This window comes from Amycolatopsis sp. cmx-4-54, assembly GCF_046548895.1.
GTDB lineage: Bacteria > Actinomycetota > Actinomycetes > Mycobacteriales > Pseudonocardiaceae > Amycolatopsis.
On sequence record NZ_JAEBEJ010000011.1, the window covers coordinates 179401 to 193383 of the forward strand.

General features: G+C 68.1%; 14 protein-coding genes. 2 read left to right on the forward strand and 12 right to left on the reverse strand.

The window, feature by feature from the left end; translation table 11 throughout:
- Nucleotides 1–70 precede the first annotated feature (70 nt).
- Both ACLJQ7_RS31890 and ACLJQ7_RS31895 read right to left on the reverse strand, forming a co-directional pair.
- Nucleotides 71–1435 (reverse strand): dicarboxylate/amino acid:cation symporter, encoded by a 1365-nt coding sequence (locus tag ACLJQ7_RS31890; RefSeq protein ID WP_410651854.1) that lies wholly within the window; start codon nucleotides 1433–1435, stop codon nucleotides 71–73.
- Between the two features lie 100 nt (nucleotides 1436–1535).
- Nucleotides 1536–2162 (reverse strand): Maf family protein, encoded by a 627-nt coding sequence (locus ACLJQ7_RS31895; protein WP_410651855.1) that lies wholly within the window; start codon nucleotides 2160–2162, stop codon nucleotides 1536–1538.
- A gap of 167 nt (nucleotides 2163–2329) precedes the next feature.
- On the opposite strand from ACLJQ7_RS31895, the gene ACLJQ7_RS31900 reads away from it, so the two are divergent.
- Entirely contained in the window at nucleotides 2330–4135 is a 1806-nt protein-coding gene (locus ACLJQ7_RS31900; protein ID WP_410651856.1) for a glycoside hydrolase family 3 protein, read from the forward strand.
- A gap of 126 nt (nucleotides 4136–4261) precedes the next feature.
- On the opposite strand, the gene ACLJQ7_RS31905 is transcribed toward ACLJQ7_RS31900, so the two are convergent.
- The 10 genes from ACLJQ7_RS31905 to ACLJQ7_RS31950 form a co-directional block, all read right to left on the reverse strand.
- Nucleotides 4262–5875 carry a DHA2 family efflux MFS transporter permease subunit gene (locus ACLJQ7_RS31905; protein WP_410651857.1) on the reverse strand — a complete coding sequence of 538 codons (1614 nt, stop codon included), beginning with the start codon at nucleotides 5873–5875 and terminating at the stop codon, nucleotides 4262–4264.
- Nucleotides 5856–6482 (reverse strand): PadR family transcriptional regulator, encoded by a 627-nt coding sequence (locus ACLJQ7_RS31910; RefSeq protein WP_410651858.1) that lies wholly within the window; start codon nucleotides 6480–6482, stop codon nucleotides 5856–5858. Before ACLJQ7_RS31910 ends, ACLJQ7_RS31905 begins: the two co-directional genes overlap by 20 nt.
- A 171-nt stretch (nucleotides 6483–6653) precedes the next feature.
- On the reverse strand, nucleotides 6654–6974 hold the full coding sequence (locus tag ACLJQ7_RS31915) for a hypothetical protein (RefSeq protein ID WP_410651859.1): 321 nt from the start codon (nucleotides 6972–6974) through the stop codon (nucleotides 6654–6656).
- Nucleotides 6971–7177: a DUF397 domain-containing protein gene (locus tag ACLJQ7_RS31920; protein ID WP_410651860.1), complete on the reverse strand. Its 207-nt coding sequence runs from the start codon at nucleotides 7175–7177 to the stop codon at nucleotides 6971–6973. The genes ACLJQ7_RS31915 and ACLJQ7_RS31920 overlap by 4 nt, the downstream gene beginning before the upstream one ends.
- Before the next feature lie 197 nt (nucleotides 7178–7374).
- The gene (locus ACLJQ7_RS31925) at nucleotides 7375–8208 is read right to left on the reverse strand and encodes a helix-turn-helix domain-containing protein (protein ID WP_410651861.1); all 834 of its coding nucleotides are present in this window, start codon (nucleotides 8206–8208) and stop codon (nucleotides 7375–7377) included.
- Nucleotides 8209–8270: 62 nt separating this feature from the next.
- On the reverse strand, nucleotides 8271–8489 hold the full coding sequence (locus tag ACLJQ7_RS31930) for an acyl-CoA carboxylase subunit epsilon (protein WP_016331339.1): 219 nt from the start codon (nucleotides 8487–8489) through the stop codon (nucleotides 8271–8273).
- Nucleotides 8486–10123, reverse strand: a complete 1638-nt coding sequence (locus ACLJQ7_RS31935) for an acyl-CoA carboxylase subunit beta (RefSeq protein ID WP_410651862.1) — start codon at nucleotides 10121–10123, stop codon at nucleotides 8486–8488. The genes ACLJQ7_RS31930 and ACLJQ7_RS31935 overlap by 4 nt, the downstream gene beginning before the upstream one ends.
- A 146-nt stretch (nucleotides 10124–10269) precedes the next feature.
- A complete protein-coding gene (locus ACLJQ7_RS31940; protein WP_410651863.1) occupies nucleotides 10270–10935 on the reverse strand; it encodes a response regulator in 666 nt (221 codons plus the stop codon).
- The gene (locus ACLJQ7_RS31945; RefSeq protein WP_410651864.1) at nucleotides 10932–12083 is read right to left on the reverse strand and encodes a sensor histidine kinase; all 1152 of its coding nucleotides are present in this window, start codon (nucleotides 12081–12083) and stop codon (nucleotides 10932–10934) included. The genes ACLJQ7_RS31940 and ACLJQ7_RS31945 overlap by 4 nt, the downstream gene beginning before the upstream one ends.
- A gap of 68 nt (nucleotides 12084–12151) precedes the next feature.
- Nucleotides 12152–12922 (reverse strand): NAD(P)H-dependent oxidoreductase, encoded by a 771-nt coding sequence (locus ACLJQ7_RS31950; protein WP_410651865.1) that lies wholly within the window; start codon nucleotides 12920–12922, stop codon nucleotides 12152–12154.
- A 43-nt stretch (nucleotides 12923–12965) separates the two neighbouring features.
- Here ACLJQ7_RS31950 and ACLJQ7_RS31955 point away from each other — a divergent pair, with 43 nt between their 5' ends.
- A complete protein-coding gene (locus ACLJQ7_RS31955) occupies nucleotides 12966–13976 on the forward strand; it encodes a GlxA family transcriptional regulator (protein ID WP_410651866.1) in 1011 nt (336 codons plus the stop codon).
- Nucleotides 13977–13983: the final 7 nt, after the last annotated feature.

The following is a 13983-nucleotide window of genomic DNA, read 5'->3' on the forward strand; positions in this document are numbered from 1 at the left end:
TTGACGTTGAGAGAAACGAGAGCAAAGGTCCCTTGCTGTCGCGGGGTGGAGGCTCGCGCTTCAGAGAACCTCAGGCACCCGCGGCAGCAGGCTCCTTCGCGGAGGTAGTAGCCGCTTCGCCGTCGGAAGTGGGCGAAGGGTCCGTCGGCGAGTTGAGCACGTCGTCGTCCAGCAGGCCTTCGCCGCGCGCGACGACCACCGGCACGACGATCTGGCCGGCGACGTTGGTCGCGGTCCGCATCATGTCCATGATCGGGTTCACCGAGTAGATCAGCGCGATCCCGAGCGCCACCTGCTGCGCGTCGAGCCCGATGAACGCGGTGGTCAGGGTCAGCGCGGTCAGCCAGCCGGTGGTACCCGCGGTGGCCAGCGCGCCGAGCACGGCGACCACGACGATCCCGACGTACTGCCAGATGTTCAGCGAGACGCCGGACAGGTTCGCGATGAAGATGGCGCCGATCGCGGGGAACACCGCGGCGCAGCCGTCCATCTTCGTGGCGCTGCCCAGCGGGGTCGCGAAGGCGGCGTACGCGGGCTGGACGCCCAGGTTCACGGCGGACTGCCGGGTGAGGGGCAGCGACGCGGCCGAAGACTGCGAAGCGAACGCGAACTGGATCGCCGTGCCGGCCTTCGAAAAGAACTTCAGCGGGCTGACCTTCGCCACGAACTGCAGCAGGATCGGGTACACCACGAACAAGACCAGCAAGCAGCCGACGTACACCGCGAGAGTGGTGGACAGCAGCGGCCGGAACAGGGCGTCACCGTAGTTCGCGACCGCGGCGCCGATCAGGCCGATGATGCCGATCGGGGCGAGCCGGACGATCCAGCCGAGGTAGCGCTGGATGATCTCGAAGACGCTGGTGGTGAAGTCGACGAACGGTTTGGCCTTGTCGCCGAGGCTGTAGGCGGCCGCGCCGATGATCACGGCGAGGAACAGCACCTGAAGGGTCGAGCCCTCGGTGAAGGCCGCGAAGAAGTTCTTCGGCAGGAAGCCTTCGATGAAGGCGCTCCAGGAGCCCCAGTTGTCGACGCTCTTGGTGGCCTTGTCCGCGTTCTTCGCCGTCGCGGCGACGCCTTCGCCGAGGCCGCCGCTGCCCGGGTTGAACAGTTTCCCGACGGCGATGCCGATCAGCGAGGCGATGAACGAGGTGATCGCGAACCACAGGACGGTCTTGCCGCCCAGTCGCGCGGCCTTCTTGCCGCCGCCGAGATTGCGCAGGCTGTTGATGCCGACCACGATCGCCGTGAAGACCAGCGGGATCACCGCGATCTGCAGCAGCGTCGTGAAGATCGTGCCGATCTGGTCGAGCAGGTCGGTCAGCCAGCTCGCCTCGGTCGTCCTGGCGAGCACGCCGAGCAGGGCGCCCACGACGAGCGAGCCGAGGACCGCCGCCGCGAAGACCTTTGGCCTTGTGTAGGTCCGAATGAAAGACACGGGGCGACTCCGGTGCGTGAAGGTTTCCTGATTTCCCGAACGTGAAGAACGTTCGGCGAAGCAGGACTCTTCCGGATCACCCGATCGTGTGGGAGCCGTCTCAGGATGCGGGACGCGTCCACAGGTCGACGACGCTCACGCCGACCTCGGCGAGCAAACGCCGCGTCAGCGGCAGGCTGATCCCGATGACGCTCGAGAAATCGCCGTCGATTCCCTCGATGAACCAGCCGCCGAGCCCGTCCAGCGTGAAACCGCCTGCCACCTGAAGCGGCTCTCCGGAAGCGATGTACGCCTCGATCTCTTCTTGTGACGGCGTGCCGAAGCGAACAGTGGTGCCTTCGGTGCCGGACGTTTCCTTGGTCCTGACGCCGTTCTCGACGCGGATGATCGCGTGGCCGGTCAGGAGTTCTCCGGTTTTGCCCGCCATCGACGCCCAGCGCTGCCGCGCGGCTTCCGGTGTGATCGGCTTTCCGACCATCTCGCCGTTGATCGACAGCATCGAATCGCAGCCCACGATGACCATGTCGCCGTGCCCGCCGAGTGTCTCGAAAACCGTTTCGGCCTTCGCGGCGGCGAGCGCGCGGACCAGCTCCTCGGGAGCCGGATCGGTCAGGGACGCGGCGACGGCGTCCTCGTCGACGCCGGACACGACGACGCTCGGGTCGAAGCCGGCGGAACGCAGGACACCGAGGCGGGCGGGGGACTGGGAAGCGAGGACGAAACGCACTTGAAGGAAGGTACTCGACCGCTCGCTGTTGCCTGATTGTGACCTGGGACACCCGAACGTGGGGCTAGTTTGTTGTGGCGCGCAACATATGGATTGTTCGAGCTACGGAGGAACCAATGCCGTCCCGCCTCCGCGTCAGAAGATCACTTCGCACGACGCAAACCACAGTGCTCGCAGGGCTGCTCCTGGCCGGTACGGCCCTGGCGCCGATGGCGTCCGCCGCCCCCGGGCCGGTCTACGAGAATCCCCGCGCTTCGACCTCCGCACGGGTGAACGACCTGCTCAAGCGGATGAGCCTCGACGACAAGATCGGCCAGATGACCCAGGCCGAACGCGGCGCGGTCACCCCCGAACAGGCCGCCGCGCTCAAGCTGGGGTCGCTGCTCTCCGGCGGCGGCTCCGTGCCCGCCAGCAACACGCCGAACGGGTGGGCCGACATGGTCGACTCGTACCAGAGGGCGGCGATTTCGACGCCGCTCGGCATTCCCACGATTTACGGCGTCGACGCCGTGCACGGCCACAACAACGTCTACGGCGCCACGATCTTTCCGCACAACATCGGCCTCGGTGCGGCGAACAATCCTCGCCTGGTCGAGAAGATCGGCCGCGCGACGGCGCTGGAAGTCGCCGGAACCGGGCCGCAGTGGGACTTTTCGCCGTGCCTGTGCGTCGCCCGTGACGATCGCTGGGGCCGGACCTACGAATCCTTCGGCGAATCCCCGCGCGACGCCATCGCCAACGCGTCGGCCATCACCGGTCTCCAGGGGCGCAGGCTCGGCGAGAAACCGGGATCGGTGCTCGCGAGCGCGAAGCACTACGTCGGCGACGGCGGCACGACGAACGGCGTCGACCAGGGCAATACCGAGATCAGCGAACGAGAACTGCGCCAGATCCACCTGCCGCCGTTCCGGGAGGCGATCGACCGCGGCGTCGGCTCGGTGATGATCTCGTTCTCCAGCTTCCAGGGTGTGCGCATGCACGCCGAGAAGTACCTCATCACCGACGTCCTCAAGCGGGAGCTGAGGTTCTCCGGGCTGGTGATCTCGGACTACAACGCGATCAACCAGATCGACGGCAAGGAGGGCTTCACCCCCGAAGAGGTGCGGCTCTCGGTCAACGCGGGCATCGACATGTTCATGGTCCCGTGGGACGCGCCGCAGTTCATTGCCTATCTCAAGGCCGAAGTCGAAGCGGGCCGCGTCTCGCGCGATCGGATCGACGACGCCAACCGCCGCATTCTGGCCCAGAAGTTCAAGCTCGGCCTGTTCGAGCGCCCGTACACCGACCGTTCGCTCCAGAAGACGTTCGGCGGCAAGGAACACCGTGAACTGGCCCGGCAGGCCGTCCGTGAATCGCAGGTGCTGCTGAAGAACGACGGTGTGCTGCCGCTGGCGAAGAAGAACAACAAGATCTTCGTCGCGGGCAAGAACGCCGACGACATCGGCAACCAGGCGGGCGGCTGGACGCTCACCTGGCAAGGCCAGAGCGGCCCGGTGATCCCGGGCACGACCATCCTCGACGGGATCAAATCGGGGGCGGGGAAGGGAACCACGGTGACCTATGACCGTGCGGGTAACGGAATCGACGGCAGCTACAAGGTCGCCCTCGCCGTGGTGGGCGAAACGCCGTACGCCGAAGGACAGGGAGATCGTCCGAACGGCTTCGGACTCGACGCGGAAGACCTCGCCACGATCGCCAAGCTGAAGGCTTCCGGGGTCCCGGTCGTCGTGGTGACCGTGTCCGGGCGCCCGCTCGACATCGCCGCGCAGCTGCCGCGGTTCGACGGGCTTCTCGCCGCCTGGCTCCCGGGCAGCGAAGGCGCCGGTGTCGCCGATGTCCTTTACGGCGACTACAACCCGACCGGGAAGCTGACGTTCAGCTGGCCGGCCAGCGCGGCGCAGGAACCGGTGAACGTCGGTGACGGCAAGAAGGCGCTGTACCCGTACGGCTACGGCCTGCGGTACCGCCGGTAGCTGGCTTCCGCCTCCCGCGGATGAGAGGAACGGTCCTTTCCTTGCGAAATTTGCAAGGAAAGGACCGTTCATTGCATCGGCGGTGGGCCCACGACCCGCATTCAGGTGACTAATTGCGGAAGAGGGTCAGGCGGCACTGGCGGCGGGTTCGAGGGTGACGGAGCGGGGCGCCCGGGGAGCCGGACGGCGCATGGTGAGCGCGGCGAGCACGCCCAGCGTCAGCACCGCGGCGGGGAGCAGCAGTGTCACCTTGGCCGCATCCGTAAGTCCATTGTGGACGGCGTCGAGGGCGAGCCGCTGGGCCTGCTCGGTGACGCCGGGCGGCAGGCCGGGGAACGCCGTCGGCGTGGAGGAACCGAACTCCCCGGTCGATTCCGCGGCCCTCGCGACACCGTCCGCGAACGGCGCCCGGTACTGCTCCGGCAGAGCGCTCGCGGCCGTCTTGGCCTCGTCGGCGATCGAAGCGCTGATCCGTGCCTGCAACAGCACACCGACGGCGGCGCTGCCGAGCACGCCGCCGACCTGGCGCGCGGTGTTGAAGATGCCCGACGCGGTCCCGACGAGCCGCGGCTCGACCGAACTCATCGCCAGATTGCCCATCGGCGCGAAGATGAACCCGATCCCGAAGCCCGCCACCAGCAGCGCCGGGGTGAGCGCCCAGGCGTTCGCGCCGGCCTGTGCGGTCAGCGCCGCCAGCGCCAGCCCCGCGGCCAGCGCGGTCAGCCCGATGATCAGCAGTACCTTGCCGTTGACCTTGTCCGAAGCGCGGCCCACGAACGGACCGATCAGCCCGCCCAGCAGCGACATGGGCGCGAACAGCAGGCCGGACATCGTCGGCGACTCGCCCAGCACGGCCTGGATGTAGATCACCAGCGGCAGGAACATGCCCGTCATCGCGAAGCCGACGGTGACCGCGGTCAGCGCCCCGGCCGAGAAGTTCCGGTTCGCGAAAACGCCCAGCGGCAGCAACGGTTCCTTGCGGTTGAACCGTTGCCACGCCACGAAAGCGACCAGGAGGGCGACACCGGCGCCGATGATCTCGAACACCGTGATCGGCCCGAACACGCGGCCCCAGTCGTACTGCTGTCCATTTTGGACACCGTAGACGACGCAGAACAAGCCGGCGCCCGACAGCAGGATGCCGGGGACGTCGAAGGAACGCGAATGCTTCGGTTGCCAGTCCGGCACCTTGAGCAGTGCCAGCGCGATCGCGACCACACCCACCGGCAGATTGACGAAGAAGATCCATTCCCAGCCCAGATGGTCCACGAGCACACCGCCGAGCAGCGGCCCGACGATGGCCGCGATCCCGGCGACGCCACTCCAGAGCCCCATCGCGGGACCGCGTTTCGACGGCGGGAACAGATGGCTGATGAACGCGAGGGTCTGCGGTGTCATCAAGGCGGCGCCGAGCCCCTGCACGGCGCGGGCCGCGATCAGCATTTCGACCGAACCGGACAGCCCGCACCAGAGCGAGGCCAGCGTGAACACCACGAGCCCGGCGAGGTAGACGCGTTTCGGGCCGAAACGGTCGCCGAGCCTGCTGGCGAACAGCATCGGCACCGCGTAGGTGAGGAGGTAGACGCTGATCACCCAGATGATCGCGTTCAGCCCCGCGCCGAGTTCGCGCAGCATCGCGGGAATGGCGGTCGAAATGATCGTGGTGTCCAGCAGGATCATGAAGAAACCCAGGCACAGCGCGGAAAGCGCCGCCCAGGGGTTAACTTGTCGCGCGTTCATCGTTGTCGTCCTCGGTGACCAGGTTCAGGTGCGGCGTGCAGTGGTCCTGGAACCGGATGCGGCCGGATTCCAGGTCTTCGACCAGCTTCCGGGTCCACTCGAGCTCGAAGGCCCGCCGCGCGGTGGCGTAGGACCAGTCGAGCCAGTAGATCTCGGGGAGCTTGTGCTCGTTGACCAGGTTTTCGAGAACGACCTGGTCGGAGGCGATGGCGGCCTGCAGCCGCAGCACGCGGTGCTTGAGCTGGGTGACCGACATTTCCGGGCCGAGCTCGTCGATGACGGCGAGCGCGCTGAGGTACTCGGGGTACTCCTCGGCGGGGGTGGCCAGCATGTCCTGCGCCCGGGTGACGAACTCGTCGCGACCGGCCTCGGTCATCGCGTACACGGTGCGCTCGGGGCGCTTCCCGTCGCGCTGAGTCTCGACGACCTCGACGAAACCGTTCTGCACCAGGCGGTCCACCGCGTGGTAGAGCGATCCCGCCTTCACTTTGACGCGCGTGTTGACGAAGCGCTCCCGCATCAGCTGCGCCATCTCGTACGGATGCATGGCCCGTTCGTGCAGGAGCTCCAGCACCGCCATGGCGAGTGGGGTGAGCTTCGAGGCCATAGATGATCCCCTCGGAGGATTCCGTACTGATTATTCCGAGTGGACTATATGGCAGGGCGGGTCCGGGCTCAAGAGCGGGGTTCGCGTGCTTGGGGGCGTGACTTGCGTGCTTGGGGGCGTGACTCGCGTGCTTGGGGGCGTGACTCGCGTGATCGGGGCGTGACTCGCGGGTCAGTTCAGGGGTCTCGGGCCGATTTCGCGTTCGAGGAAGCGGTGGTACTCGATGGCCGCGATCGAGTTCTCGAGCTGTTCGAACGTCGGCGCGGGGAGTGCGCCGTTGAAGACGATGGTCAGGCTCTTGCGCGGGATGTTGATGACGTACGGATCGACGTCGAGTTCTTCGCAGTGGCTCCGCAGGACGGCCGTCCAGTGGTCGAGGTCCTCGTCCTCGCCGAGGTGCTCCCACCGCGCGACGATCCAGTTGCCGTTGATCAGCTGGCCCGCCATCTCCCGCGGATGGTGGACCATGTACGGCTCGGCGACGTCGTTCATCGTCCGAGGTGCTCGAGGAGCGCGGCGAAGGACTCGGCGGGGAGCACCAGGATCGGCCGGGTCTCGTCCGGTATCGCCCACTGCTTGGTGTCCCGGATCCCGACCAGGCCGGGCGCGGCGCCGACTTCGACGCAGGCGTTCTCTTCCCAGTGCGTGTAGGTCGACTTGTGCCAGCCGGTCATGCTTTCGTGCCAGGTGGTCATCGGAGGCCCTTTCCCCAGTGACTGTTTCGGCAAGTAGACGGGTTGCGCGGCAGCAAGGTTGGCGAGATCGGGTGATCTGTGCCCGCTGGTCGGTGAACGGCTTCGGTGATCGCGTTCGGCGCACGAAAGGGTGCCTTCACCGACAGGGGCTTTACTCACGATGCACTCTCGGAGTGCATAGCGCAAAGGGTCTTAGGTCACCGAAGTGAATCGGCCGCGAGCTGTCGGTAGTCGGCGGCGATCCGCGTCAGATGCGAGCAGGCGACATCGCCGTAGGTGGCGTAATGCTCGACTTCGGTGAAGTTCTTCTCGTAGTCGGTCACTTCGCGTTCGTCCGTGACGAGCGCCGTGGCCGTCTGCGTGCCGAGGAGCACCGCGCGCGAGTCGTAGATGTCGAACCCGTGGAGGACCGGGACCGAAACCGGTGCGGTCCACGGGATCACGCCCAGCCGCACCCGGCCGCGCCGGGACACCTCGATGAGGTGACCGAGCTGGGCCAGCATCGTCGCCGCGCCGCCCATGTTCCAGCGCAGGGCGCCTTCGGTGAGCACGAAGTGGAACTCGCGGTTCGAGTCGAGGATCCGCTGGCGCTCCAGCCTGGCTTCGACCGTCTGGTCGCGTTCGTCGGCAGGCAGCGAAGCACCGAACAGGGCGGTGATGTAGTCGCGGGTCTGGAGCAGGCCGAACACGATGGTCGGCTGGAAACTCCGGATCCGGGCGGACGCCGTCTCGATCTTGCCGATGCGCTGCTGCATCCGCCAGGCACCGCGCTGGAGGACGACCCGGGCGGGCGACGCCTCTTCACGGAGGTCCCGCGTGATCGCGACGAGCGCCCGCCGGACCTTCGCGGGCGCGCGGTAGACGCGGCACAACGCGACGACCTGCTCCTCGGTCGGCATGAACGCGCCGGTTTCGACCCGCGAGACCTTCGACTGGCTGAGGCCGGTGAGCTTGGCCGCCTCGGTACCGGACAACCCGGCGGCTTTGCGCAGACGGCGCAATTCGGTGGAGAGGTGGTCCTGGTTCGTCACGCACGGCTTTCTGAGAGCGATCGCGGTCGGCGGATCCGTCACGATAGCCCGCGGAGCCGCTTTCAGCGAGGCAGCGCCGAAGCCCGCCAAGCCCCCTCGCCGGGCGCGAGCGGCGCCCGTACGAGCGAAGCCTTGTCCGCCCACCACGAATCCCGTTTCGGCGCCGGTTCCGGCGCCCGCGCGCCGGCCGCCGCCGCGACGACGGCGGTCAGCGCGGCGAGTTCGGCGTCGTCCGGGTTGCCCCGGACGACGCGCAGCAGCGGGGTTTCTGGCGCGGTCACAGCGGGATGTTCCCGTGCTTCTTGGGCGGCAACGTCTCCCGCTTGCCTTGGAGCAGCGAGAGCGCCTTCGCGATGTGGCCGCGGGTGTGCGCGGGCACGATCACCGAGTCGACGTAGCCGCGCTCGGCCGCCGCGTACGGGTTCAGGAGCGTGTCCTCGTACTCCTGGATCAGCTCGGCGCGCAGCGCGTCGACGTCCTTGCCGTCGGCGGCGGCCGCGGCGAGGGTCTTGCGGTGCACGATGTTCGCCGCGCCCTGCGCGCCCATGACCGCGACCTGCGCCGTCGGCCAGGCCAGGTTGATGTCCGCGCCGAGGTGCTTGGAACCCATGACGTCGTACGCGCCGCCGTACGCCTTGCGCGTGATGACGGTGACGAGCGGGACGGTCGCTTCGGCGTAGGCGTAGATCAGCTTCGCGCCGCGCCGGATGATGCCGTTCCACTCCTGGTCGGTGCCGGGCAGGAAGCCGGGGACGTCGACGAAGGTCAGCACCGGGATGTTGAACGCGTCGCAGGTGCGCACGAACCGCGCGGCCTTCTCGGAGGCGTCGATGTCGAGGCAGCCGGCGAACTGGGTCGGCTGGTTCGCCACGATGCCGACGCTGCGCCCGTCCACCCGGCCGAAGCCGACCAGGATGTTGGGCGCGAACAGCTCGTGCACCTCGAGGAAGTCGCCGTCGTCGACGATGCGGGTGATGACCTCGTGCATGTCGTACGGCTGGTTCGGCGAGTCCGGGATCAGCGTGTCGAGTTCACGGTCGGTGTCGGTGACGTCGTCGAAGAACCCGCCAGGGGCCGAGTCGGTCTCGAAGAGCGGAGCTTCGGACAGGTTGTTCGCCGGGAGGAACGCGAGCAGTTCCTTGACGTAGGCGATCGCGTCCTCGTCGTCGGAACCGAGGTAGTGAGCGACGCCCGAACGGGTGTTGTGCGTACGCCCGCCGCCGAGTTCCTCGAAGGAGACCTCTTCACCCGTCACGGTCTTCACGACGTCGGGGCCGGTGATGAACATGTGGGAGGTCTTGTCGACCATCACCACGAAGTCCGTCAGCGCGGGGGAGTAGACGTGCCCGCCCGCGTTGGCGCCCATGATCAGCGAGATCTGCGGGATGACGCCGGACGCCTTGACGTTGCGGTTGAAAATCTCGCCGTACAGCCCGAGCGAGACGACGCCTTCCTGGATCCGCGCGCCGCCGCCCTCGTTGATGCCGATGATCGGGCGGCCGGTCTTGATCGCCAGGTCCATCACCTTGACGATCTTCTCGCCGTACACCTCACCGAGTGAACCGCCGAAGACCGTGACGTCCTGGCTGAACACGCACACCGGACGCCCGTCGACGGTGCCGTAGCCGGTGACGACGCCGTCGCCGTAGGGCCGGTTCTTCTCCTGGCCGAAGTTGACCGAGCGGTGCTTCGCCAGCTCGTCGAGTTCGACGAACGAGCCTTCGTCCAGGAGCAGGTCGATCCGCTCGCGAGCGGTCTTCTTACCCTTGGCGTGCTGTTTCTCCACCGCCCTCGCGGAACCCGCGTGGACCGCCTCGTCATATCGGCGGTACAGGTCGGCCAGCTTGCCGGCCGTGGTGTGGATGTCCGGTTCGTCCTCGGGCGGCGTCCCGAGCGGCTCCGTCGCACTGCTCATGAATCGGCAGCCTAGCTACTCGACGGTCACTTCGCGTGTGGCGTAGGCAACGTCCGTTCCTTGGGGGCAGGGCCGGTGTGGGGCGTCGCGTGACTGGATGGACGGCACATGTGATCCGACGGACGACACGCGTGACTGGATGGACATCACTGGACGGAGGCGCGCACGAGCCCCGATTCGTAGGCGGCGATCACCAGCTGTGCCCGGTCCCGCGCCGCGAGTTTGTGCAGGAGGTGGCCGATATGCGTCTTCACCGTCGCCAGCCCGAGATGCAGGGTCCCGGCGATCTCGTCGTTCGACAAGCCGCGTGCGATCAGGCCAAGGACCTCGCGTTCGCGGGTGGTGATGGTGTCCAGCGAGGGCGCGACGCGCTGACCGGGTTCGGGTAGCCGCGCGAACTCGGCGATGAGCCTCCGCGTGATCGACGGGGCAAGCAGTCCTTCGCCCGCCGCGACGACCCGGATCGCGGTCAGCAGTTCGGCGGGCGGGGTGTCCTTCAGCAGGAATCCGCTCGCGCCCGCGCGCAGGGCCGAATAGACGTAGGCGTCGAGGTCGAAGGTCGTCAGCATCAGCACGTGGACGCCTTCGGTGGCGGCCGACGCGCAGATCCGCCGGGTCGCTTCGATCCCGTCCAGTTCGGGCATGCGGACGTCCATCAGCACGACGTCGGGGCACTCCTTCTCGGCGAGTTCCGCGGCCTCCGCGCCGTCGCTCGCCTCCCCGACGACTTCGAGGTCCGGCGCGCTGTCGACGAGCACGCGGAAGCTGCCGCGCAGCAACGCCTGGTCGTCGGCGATCAGTACGCGGATCATCGTGTCCCCACTTCCTTGGCGGCGTACGGCAGCCGCGCGAACACCCGGAATCCCCCGGCGGGCAGCGGGCCCGCTTCAAAGTCACCACCGTAGACGGCGACGCGTTCGCGCATGCCGATCAAACCGTGCCCGCCGGGCGACGGCGGCGAGCCCTCGCCGCGCCCGTCGTCGACGATTTCGACGCTGACCTCGCCGGGGCCTTCGGTGATCGTGACCCGGCAGGCCGACGGTCCCGCGTGCTTCACGACGTTGGTCACCGCCTCCTGCGTGATGCGGTAGACCGAAAGCGCGACCCCTTCGGGGAGGTCGTCCACCACCTCGCCGGTCAGTTCCACCCGCACCCCGGCCTGTCCGGCGCGTTCGGCGAGAGTCCGCAGGTCGGCGAGTTTCGGCGCGGGGCCGAGCGCGGCCTCGGGCGTCCCGTCACCGGAACGGAGGACGCCGAGCATCCGCCGGAGTTCGACGAGCGTCTCGCGGCTGGTGAGTTCGATGACCCGCAGCGCTTCACGTGCTTCTTCGGGCTGTTCTCGCGCGACGTGGTTGCCGACGGCCGCCTTGACCGCGATCAGGCTCATGCTGTGCGCGACGACGTCGTGCATCTCGCGCGCGATCCGCAGCCGTTCGTCGGAAACCGCCTGATCGGCTTGGGTTTCCGCGAGTTGCGCCAGGTTCGCGCGCCGCTGCCGCGTCATCCAGCCCAGCGCCCACGAACCCGCCACCCCGCCGCCCGCGAAGGCCGTCGACGCGATGGTGTTGGGCCCGAGCCGCAGGAACTCGAAGATCATGACGACGACCAGGCCGAGACCCATCGCGATCAGCGAGCGGGCACGCGGGTGTTCCAGTGCCACGGTGTACAGGGCGCACGCGGTGGCCAGGAGCGCGGCCGGGCCCAGCCCGTTGCCGGCGAGCAGGGCCGGGACCAGGCTGCCGAGGCCGAGGCCGTAGGCGATCAGTGGCCGGTGGCGCCGCAGCGCGATCGCGATCCCGCTGGCGGCGACCGTCGCCCACGCGAGCCACATCGGGATGGCGATGAGGAACGTCCAGGTCCTCGCGGCCAGGTTCCCGCCGACGGCCACGACGAGCACCAGCGCGAGGAACGCGTCGATCGTGTACGCCACCCGCTGGGGGAGCGCCGACGGCTGTTTCATACGGCGAACTTAACCGGATGGGCGGCGTGTGCGCGTCCGTCCGGCGGAGGTCATCCCCAGGGTGGAGATCATCGAGACAGATGGACGCCGATCCCGCTTCGCCCAGGCACGAGTTCCTCACGCAGGACCAGATCGTCGTCGTAATCGCCGTCGTTCTGAGGACGGAAGGGGATCGGGTCCTGCGTGGCCAGCGTCCGCAGCCGTTCGCGCAGCGCCGCGGCGGCGGCTTCGTACTGTTCGGGCGAAACGCGGTCGGCACCGCAGATCGTCAGCGGGGGAAGCACGGACATGCCCGCGTACCAGAGTGTCCCGTGCTGCAACGGGAACAGCAGGTCGCCGATTTCGCCGTTCACCCCGCGCGGGCCGATCGTGGCCTCCGGCGCCCCGGCGGTCAGCACGACCATCGCGCGCTTCCCGGCCAGCGCCCCTTCGCCGTAGCGCGCCGTCCGGCCGTCGGTGCGCTGGACACCGTAGGCGAAACCCTTCACGAAGACGCGGTCGAACCAGCCCTTGAGGATGGCGGGCATTCCGTACCACCACAACGGGAATTGGACGATCACGGTGTCCGCCCACGCCAGCTTTTCGTGTTCGGCGCGGATGTCCTCGCCGAGTTCGCCGGTCTCGAAGGCGTTCTTCGACGTCGAGCCGACGATGAGCCGGTCCGGGGAAGCGGCCCGGCCGAAGTCGTCGGCGTCGACGACGGCCTTCCACTTCATCGCGTACAGATCGGATTCCCGGACGTCGGCGCCCTGCGCGCGGAGGGTGCGCAACCCCTCGTCGCGCAGCGAGCCGCTGAGGGAGCGGGGTTCCGGATGGGCGTGGATCCACAGCACGTTCATGGCCCCACCGTCGCGCGTTCTCCCCGCCGGGACGAGTGGCCCGATGGACAACATGTGCAAGAATCGAGCCATGGACTTTTTCGCGCATCCCGATCGCCATCGGGTCGCCGTGCTGGTCCGCCACGGAATGCTGGTGATGGAACTGGGCATCGTCACCCGCCTGTTCGGCACGGCCAAATCGGCCGACGGCGAGCCGCTCTACGACGTCGTCACCTGCACGCCGGAGCCGGGACAGATTCGGACCGACGCCGACGTCACCATTTCGGTTGGGCACGGCCCGGAGGTGCTCGCCGAGGCCGACACCGTGGTCATCCCGGCGTCGTCCACCGAATACGAACCGTCGGGACACGACCTCACCGAGCCGCTCGCGCGGGCGCTGGAGCTGATCCGGCCGGAAGCCAGGATCGCGTCGATCTGCACGGGTGCCTTCGTGCTCGCCGCCGCCGGGCTGCTCGACGGCCGGAGGGCGACCACGCACTGGCGTTCGGCGCTGGACTTCCAGGCGAAGTTCCCGAAGGTCGATCTCGACCCCAATGTGCTCTACACCGACGACGGGAACGTCCTGACCGCCGCGGGCGTCGCGTCCGGGATCGACCTCTGCCTGCACATGATCCGCTGCGATCACGGTGCCGCGATCGCGAACGAGGTCGCGCGCGGAACGGTCGTCTCGCCGCACCGCGAGGGCGGGCAGGCGCAGTTCATCCGGCGGCCGGTGCCGGAGCCCCAGTCCTCCTCGACGGCGGCGGCGCGGGCCTGGGCGCTCGAGAACCTCGACCGGCCGCTGACGCTGCGCGAGCTGGCGGCGAAAGAGGCGATGAGCACGAGGACGTTCACGCGGCGGTTCCGTGACGAAGTCGGGATTTCGGCGTTGCAGTGGCTGACCCAGCAGCGGATCGAGCGGGCCCGTCAGCTGCTCGAAGAGACCGATCTGCCGGTGGACAAAGTCGCCACCGAAGCGGGCTTCGGCACTGCCGCGTCGCTGCGCCAGCATCTGCAGGCGGCGCTGGGGGTCTCGCCGAGCGCGTACCGGAATACCTTCCGCGAAGCCGTCTGAAAGCAGC

Excerpts from the sequence above, each read along its gene's own strand:
- ACLJQ7_RS31910 (WP_410651858.1), bottom strand. The coding sequence starts at position 6,482 with ATGGCCTCGAAGCTCACCCCACTCGCCATGGCGGTGCTGGAGCTCCTG.
- ACLJQ7_RS31920 (WP_410651860.1), bottom strand. The coding sequence starts at position 7,177 with ATGACCACCTGGCACGAAAGCATGACCGGCTGGCACAAGTCGACCTAC.
- ACLJQ7_RS31935 (WP_410651862.1), bottom strand. The coding sequence starts at position 10,123 with ATGAGCAGTGCGACGGAGCCGCTCGGGACGCCGCCCGAGGACGAACCG.
- ACLJQ7_RS31905 (WP_410651857.1), bottom strand. The coding sequence starts at position 5,875 with ATGAACGCGCGACAAGTTAACCCCTGGGCGGCGCTTTCCGCGCTGTGC.
- ACLJQ7_RS31955 (WP_410651866.1), top strand. The coding sequence starts at position 12,966 with ATGGACAACATGTGCAAGAATCGAGCCATGGACTTTTTCGCGCATCCC.
- ACLJQ7_RS31945 (WP_410651864.1), bottom strand. The coding sequence starts at position 12,083 with ATGAAACAGCCGTCGGCGCTCCCCCAGCGGGTGGCGTACACGATCGAC.
- ACLJQ7_RS31950 (WP_410651865.1), bottom strand. The coding sequence starts at position 12,922 with ATGAACGTGCTGTGGATCCACGCCCATCCGGAACCCCGCTCCCTCAGC.
- ACLJQ7_RS31915 (WP_410651859.1), bottom strand. The coding sequence starts at position 6,974 with ATGAACGACGTCGCCGAGCCGTACATGGTCCACCATCCGCGGGAGATG.
- ACLJQ7_RS31940 (WP_410651863.1), bottom strand. The coding sequence starts at position 10,935 with ATGATCCGCGTACTGATCGCCGACGACCAGGCGTTGCTGCGCGGCAGC.